Raw genomic sequence first — 6180 nt, 5'->3', positions numbered from 1 at the left:
ACCGGCAACGTCCTCCAGCAGGGCGCACAGACCGGACCCGGCACCGGCAACGTCCTCCAGCAGGGCGCACAGACCGGACCCGGCACCGGCAACGTCCTCCAGCAGGGCGCACAGACCGGACCCGGCACCGGCAACGTCCTGCAACAGGGCGCACAGACCGGCCCCAGCAGCGGCAACGTCCTGCAACAGGGCGCACAGACCGGCCCCAGCAGCGGCAACGTGCTCCAGCAGGGTGCACAGACGTGACCTCTGTCGCGTGCTGATCACGCCCGAACCGAGCAGACTCGGTAACGCGAACCCGCCACTGGGCAGTGGCGGGTTCGCCAACACGCTGGAGCACGCCGGGGCGAGGACCTGCGGCTACGGGGATCCGCCACCGGGGCGCGACCGCTGCAGTTCGGACACCAGCCGGCGCAGCCGCGGTGTGGGACGGAGTCCCAGCTCGGCGCCGAGCTGTTGCTCGTAGCGTTCGAAGTCGTACAACGCCTCGGACCGGTTGTCCTCCGCCAGGTGGGCACGGATCAGCGAAGCCTGACTGCTCTCCCGCAGCGGGTCCGCCTGGACAGCCGCGTGGGCGGCCGTCACGGCCCAGGCGAACTCCTTCGTGCCGATGAAGGCTTCCGTCAGTGCCTCAAGAGCGTGGAGCCGGAGCTGCCGCCATTGCTCCGCCTCCGGCAGCATCCACTCGTCGTACCAGCCGGGCAGCAGATCTGCGGACAGCTGGTCGACGGCCGCCGCGTTGAGGTCGAGTTCCCCTGCGGGGACATGGGAGTCGAGTATGCGCTGGGCCAGCAACCGGGCCCGGAACAGGTCGACGTCGACCTCCCGCGCGAGACGCAACTCGGCGGGGCAGATGTTCAGCGCCTGCTTCCCGAGGTCCTGGAGACGTGACAGCGCCGACCGGAGGTTCGTGTTCGCGCCCTGCTCGGTCGCTTCGGGCCAAAGACTCCCGGCGACCAGAGTTCGGGGAACAGCAGCCCGGTAGTGTAGCGCGATAAACGCCAGTAGTCGCTTCGAGCCGACTGGGACGGTCACTGGTTCGTCGCCGACGACGATGTCGAAACCGCCGAGCAGAGAGATGCTCACGAACGGCCTGGACCTGGTGGGCGGCTGCGAGAAAGCGAGATCATATGAGCTCATGGCTTTGTGATCGCTTTGTGATCGCGTAGGGGGGTCGGTCTACCCGGCGCCCGTCGACTGGCCGCGCCGCCAACGCTGGGGGCCAGCGATCTGTACACCTCCCGCTTAGCCATGCTGCTCTACCTGCCGAGCGATGTCGAATTGTCTTCATCGGGACCGCGGAACCGTTGCACCGTGCATGGACGGGCCGGGGTGACCATCGCACGATTCGCTCGTTCTGCTGAACGTGCGTCCACTGCCAGAAGTACCTTCCGCAGCCGCCCCGGCCGACGGGGAGCAGGCCGGGGCCGCGCTCGTCGAGCACTATCCGCGGCTGGTCCGGCTCGGTTATCTCGTGCTGCCGCCGTCGCTCGGCAGCCACCGCCGGGTACTGAAGGCGCATGCGCTGGCCCAGCGGTGCCTGCTGTCCGGGTGCCGGTCGGGGGCCGGGAGCGGCTTCCCGGTGCCGCGCGGGCCCGGCGGTGCGGCGGCGGATCCGTCGTACGCGCTCGCCCGCCGGCGGGTGTTGCGGGCGGCCCTGGCGGCGGGCCGTCGCACCCGGCTGCCGTCGCTGCTCCCGCTCGTGTGGGGGCTGCGGCTGTTCCCGCACTCCGGCGGATCGGGCGGACTCGCCCTGGAGAACGCCCTGTCGGCGCTCTCCGGTCCCGGCCGTGCCGCCCACGCCCTGCGCGGTCTGGAGGGGCTGACCGACGCGGAGACCCGGCGGGTGCTCGCGGACGCCGGGGTCGCCGACCCGTACGGGGCGCTCGCCCAGGCGGCGGGCGTCCCGGCGCCGCACGCGCTCCTCGGCTCCCCCGAGTTCGACCCCTGTTCGCTCCAGGCCCGGCCGCCGGATCTGCTGCGCCGCCGCCGGCACGCGAAGGCGGCGCTGACGGCGGTCGCCGCGCTGCTGGTGTGCGGGGCGCTGCTGGGGCTGCCGGGCAACGGCTGGGGGCGCGGCGCCGCGTCCGCGCCTCGGGACAACCGGGGCACGGCCGCCCAACAGGCCCTGGATCCGGGAAGGTTGAGCCGGGTGTCCACGACGTCCTGGCAGCGCTCGCCGCGTACCGACTTCACTTCCTGGCCCACCCGCGGCAGCCGCACCGGGGACACCCGGCTGTTGGGCCGCGCGCTGCGGGCCTGGGCGCGCCCGGACGGTGCAGTGCGTTCGTCGGCGACCCCCGGCACTCCCGTCGGGCCTCCGATGGGGGCGCCGCAACTGCTGTACGCGGGCGAGGTGGACCGGGTGACGGTGGTGCTGTTCTACGACGGGCTGCGTGTCGTGCGGTACGCGGAACCCCGGGACGGCGGCCGGGGCGAGGGCGTCGCGCTCGACTTCGCCCGGGTCGACGGTGCGGACCGGGCGACGGCCGCCGCGCTGATCGTGGCGCGCGGTGGCGACCGGATCCGCTACCTCACCGCGCCCTGGGTGAGCGCGGTTTCGGTGCGGGACCTGCTGACGCCGGCTGCCGTACGGCGGCCGCTGCCCCGCCGCGCCGACGGGGTGACCGCCGCGCTGACCAGCCCGGCAACGGTCCGTGACTGCCGTGCCTGGGAGGCGATCGAGGTCCGCGACGGCCCGGCGGCCCGGCTGATGGCGGACCTCGGCGAGCTGGTCCCGGCCCGGCTCACCTCGGGCCCGCCGTCCGCGCCGCACGATGTCGCCGGATGGGCGGAGCGGGACAGCTGGGCGCGGACCGCCTGTCTGCTGCCCGCGGTGCGTTCGCGCGGGGTGCGGTCGGTGAACTCCTGGCAGTACGCCGAGCAGTTGCTGCCCGAGGGCGGCGGTTCCGCGCGCTGGCTCTGCACCAGGGCGGAGACCTGGCGGGGTACCGGCAGCCGGGTCCTCGCCCAGTTCCAGGCCCCGTCGGCACCGGCCGTCGCGACGGGCGGGCCGCCCGGGGCGGTGGCGGCCAGGGCCGAGGACTCCCCGGCCTGCGGGATGCGCGCGCCCCGGGTGCTGGCCGGGGTGCTGTGGAAGTCGCGGGGCGGCCGCTGGTACGTACTGGCGGCGGGCAGTGAGCAGTTCGCCTCGCTGACGGCGTCGGGCGGGGTGGAGGCGCGCTCCGACAGCCGCCTGCTCGCCGTGCCGGCCAGGGCGGGCGACCGGGCCCGCCTGAACGGGACGCTGGCGGACGGGAGCCGGGTGGGCGCGTTGCGCTGATGCACCGTCCTCCCGGGCGTCAGGAATTCGCCGCATGCCTCTGTTCCGGCGGCTTACCTCTCAGTACATTGACAACATGTCTAACACGCAGCCGGCGCCGGTCGCCTCGGAGCGGACGCCTCTCAAGGCGCGCAAGGTCTCCTTCGCCTGGGAGAAGACCCCCCTGCACTGGGTGCCGGGCGACCCGTTCACCACGCACACCATCAATGTGCTCCATCTCCTGCTGCCCGCCGGGGAACGCTGGTTCATCCACGTGTACCGGCAGGTGCTGCCGTACATCCACGACGAACAGCTGCGTCAGGACGTCATCGGCTTCATCGGCCAGGAGGCCGTGCACTCCCAGGCGCACGACGACGTCCTGCCCCGTCTGAAGGAGCTGGGGCTCGACCCGACGCCGTACACCGCGCAGGTCGACTGGTTCTTCGAGAAGCTGCTCGGCGACCGGACGCTGCCGCCGGGGCGGGCGCGCAAGTGGTGGCTGATGGAACGGGTGGCGCTGATCGCGGCGATCGAGCACTACACCGCCTTCCTCGGCGACTGGGTGCTGAACGCCGACGAGCTGGACCGGCGCGGCGCCGATCCGATGATGCTGGACCTGCTGCGCTGGCACGGTGCGGAGGAGGTGGAGCACCGCTCGGTCGCGTTCGAGGTGTTCATGCACGTCGACGGCGGTTACCCGCGCCGGGCGCGCACCTGGGCCACGGCGTTCAGCGCGCTGGTCTTCCTCTGGCAGCGCGGCATCCGCTTCTTCATGGAGAACGACCCGAGCCTGCTGAACGGCAAGGGCTCGTTCAAGGAGTTCTACACCAGCGGCAAGCGCGGCACCCTGCCCGCCACCGGTGATCTGCTGCGTTCGGTCCCCCGCTATCTGAGCCGGGACTACCACCCCTCGCAGGAGGGCAATACGGCCCAGGCCATCGACTATCTCGCCCACTCGCCCGCGGCGACCGCCGCCGAGGCCCGTATGACGGGAACCAGCTGAACATGCCGCTCCCCCTGCCCCGCCTGCGCACCGTCGTCCTGGTCGCGGGCGCCGCACTGCTGGCCAAGCGCGCCCTGCACCGCCGGATCCAGAACTCCCCGCTGTGGCCGCTGCCCGCCCTGGAGGAACCGATCTCGGGCCACTCCGAGCGACGCACCACGGCCACCCGCCGGCTGCTGATCACCGAGCGGACCACCCCGGCCGAGGGCGTCGTCCAGCTCCGTCTCGAAGGGTCCGCCCTGCCGCCGTGGCAGCCCGGTGCCCACCTCGACCTGCTGCTGCCCTCCGGCCTGGTCCGCCAGTACTCGCTGTGCGGGGACCCGGCCGACCCCGGCACGTACACCATCGCGACGCGGCTGGTCGAGGACGGCCGAGGCGGCTCCCGCGAGGTCCACGCCCAGCTCCACGAGGGCGAGGAGGTGGAGATCCGCGACCCTCGCAACCGCTTCCCGCTCACCGACGCCCCCGCGTACCTGTTCGTCGCGGGCGGCATCGGCATCACCCCGATCCTGCCGATGCTGCGGTCCGTCGCCGCCTCGGGCGCCGACTGGCGGCTGCTGTACGGCGGTCGGACCCGCGCCTCGATGCCGTTCCTGGACGAGATCGAGAAGCTGGGCGCGGAGGGCGGCCGGGTGACGGTCGTCGCCGAGGACGAGGCGGGCCACCCGGACGCCGCGGCGGCCCTGGCGGACACGACGGAGGGCACCGCCGTCTACTGCTGCGGCCCCGAACCCCTGATGGACGCGGTCGCCGCCGCCGTCCCGCCCGGCCGCACCCTGCATCTGGAACGCTTCACGGCGGCGGCCGCGTCGCCGGCCGGCTCGGGCCCCTTCGAGGTCGAGCTGCGCCGCTCCGGCCGTACGGTCCGGGTGTCGGCGGACCAGTCGGTGCTGGCGGCGGTGCGCGAGGAGCTGCCCTACGTCTCGTACTCCTGCGAGCAGGGCTTCTGCGGTACGTGCCGGCAGCGCGTCCTGGAGGGCGAGATCGACCACCGCGACGAACTCCTGACGGACTCGGAGCGGGACGACTCGATGCTGATCTGCGTGTCCCGGTGCCGGGGCGAACGGCTGGTGCTGGACCTTTGAGCGCGGTGGGGAGCGGGGCCGGGCCGCCCGCCTCCGCTCCCGCGCCGCCCCACTCGGTACGCTGTCCACCATGACGACCGGGGTGCGGCGCAGGATGGGCGTCGAGGAGCGCAGACAGCAATTGATCGGTGTCGCGCTGGAGTTGTTCAGTCACCGCGCCCCGGACGAGGTGTCGATCGATGAGATCGCGGCCGCCGCGGGGATTTCGCGGCCGCTGGTCTACCACTACTTCCCGGGGAAGCAGAGCCTGTACGAGGCGGCGCTGCGGCGGGCCGCCGACGAGCTGGCGGCCCGGTTCGTGGAGCCCCGCGAAGGGCCGCTCGGGGCCCGGCTGTTGCGGGTGATGGGGCGGTTCTTCGACTTCGTCGAGGAGCACGGTCCGGGGTTCTCGGCGCTGATGCGGGGCGGGCCCGCGGCAGGGTCCTCGACGGCGAACGCGATGATCGACGGGGTGCGGCAGGCCGCCTGCGAGCAGATCCTGTCCCATCTGGGGGTCGAGGATCCCCCGGCGCGCCTGGAGCTGGTCGTGCGTTCCTGGGTGTCGCTGGCCGAGTCGACGGCGCTGATCTGGCTGGACGGGCGGCGGATTCCGCGCGAGGAGCTGGAGTTGCAGCTGGTGCACGACTTCGCCGCGCTGGCCGCGGTGAGCGCCGCGTACAGCACGGAGACCGCGGGCATCGTGCTGCGGGTGCTCGGCCAGGAGCCGGCGGACGGGCCGTTCGGAGAGCTGCTGAACCGGCTCTCCGCCCTGGCCCCGGCCGTACCCGCCGTGCCCGCGCAACGGCTGCTCCAGGGCGTGTTTCGAAAGTAGCGGTCTGCCCGCCGGGCGG

5 protein-coding genes and 1 pseudogene are annotated in these 6180 nt (G+C 73.1%); 5 read left to right on the top strand and 1 reads right to left on the bottom strand.

The genetic code is table 11. The annotated features are described in order from the left end of the window. Nucleotides 1-246 (top strand): annotated as a pseudogene (locus ACFYY1_RS03785) (hypothetical protein); the annotation flags it as partial. Between the two features lie 114 nt (nt 247-360). Here ACFYY1_RS03785 and ACFYY1_RS03780 read toward each other — a convergent pair. Next, nucleotides 361-1086, bottom strand: coding sequence for a BTAD domain-containing putative transcriptional regulator (locus tag ACFYY1_RS03780; protein WP_388580347.1), 726 nt, complete (start codon nt 1084-1086; stop codon nt 361-363). A gap of 280 nt (nt 1087-1366) precedes the next feature. On the opposite strand from ACFYY1_RS03780, the gene ACFYY1_RS03775 reads away from it, so the two are divergent. The 4 genes from ACFYY1_RS03775 (at nt 1367) to ACFYY1_RS03760 (ending at nt 6161) form a co-directional block, all read left to right on the top strand. Continuing rightward, on the top strand, nt 1367-3283 hold the full coding sequence (locus ACFYY1_RS03775; RefSeq protein ID WP_388580345.1) for a hypothetical protein: 1917 nt from the start codon (nt 1367-1369) through the stop codon (nt 3281-3283). A 76-nt stretch (nt 3284-3359) separates the two neighbouring features. Then, entirely contained in the window at nt 3360-4265 is a 906-nt protein-coding gene (locus tag ACFYY1_RS03770) for a metal-dependent hydrolase (protein ID WP_388580342.1), read from the top strand. 2 nt (nt 4266-4267) lie between these two features. Continuing rightward, on the top strand, nt 4268-5350 hold the full coding sequence (locus ACFYY1_RS03765; RefSeq protein ID WP_388580339.1) for a PDR/VanB family oxidoreductase: 1083 nt from the start codon (nt 4268-4270) through the stop codon (nt 5348-5350). Between the two features lie 70 nt (nt 5351-5420). Then, on the top strand, nt 5421-6161 hold the full coding sequence (locus ACFYY1_RS03760) for a TetR/AcrR family transcriptional regulator (protein WP_388580336.1): 741 nt from the start codon (nt 5421-5423) through the stop codon (nt 6159-6161). Nucleotides 6162-6180 lie beyond the last annotated feature (19 nt).

Source organism: Streptomyces sp. NPDC001890, from assembly GCF_042891445.1.
Lineage (GTDB): Bacteria > Actinomycetota > Actinomycetes > Streptomycetales > Streptomycetaceae > Streptomyces.
Note: the sequence above shows the minus strand (reverse complement) of the source record. Positions and strands in the feature narration are given on the sequence as shown.

Bases quoted from the DNA above. Each gene is read 5' to 3' on its own strand.
- ACFYY1_RS03760 (WP_388580336.1), top strand. From the start codon at position 5,421: ATGACGACCGGGGTGCGGCGCAGGATGGGCGTCGAGGAGCGCAGACAG.
- ACFYY1_RS03770 (WP_388580342.1), top strand. From the start codon at position 3,360: ATGTCTAACACGCAGCCGGCGCCGGTCGCCTCGGAGCGGACGCCTCTC.
- ACFYY1_RS03765 (WP_388580339.1), top strand. From the start codon at position 4,268: ATGCCGCTCCCCCTGCCCCGCCTGCGCACCGTCGTCCTGGTCGCGGGC.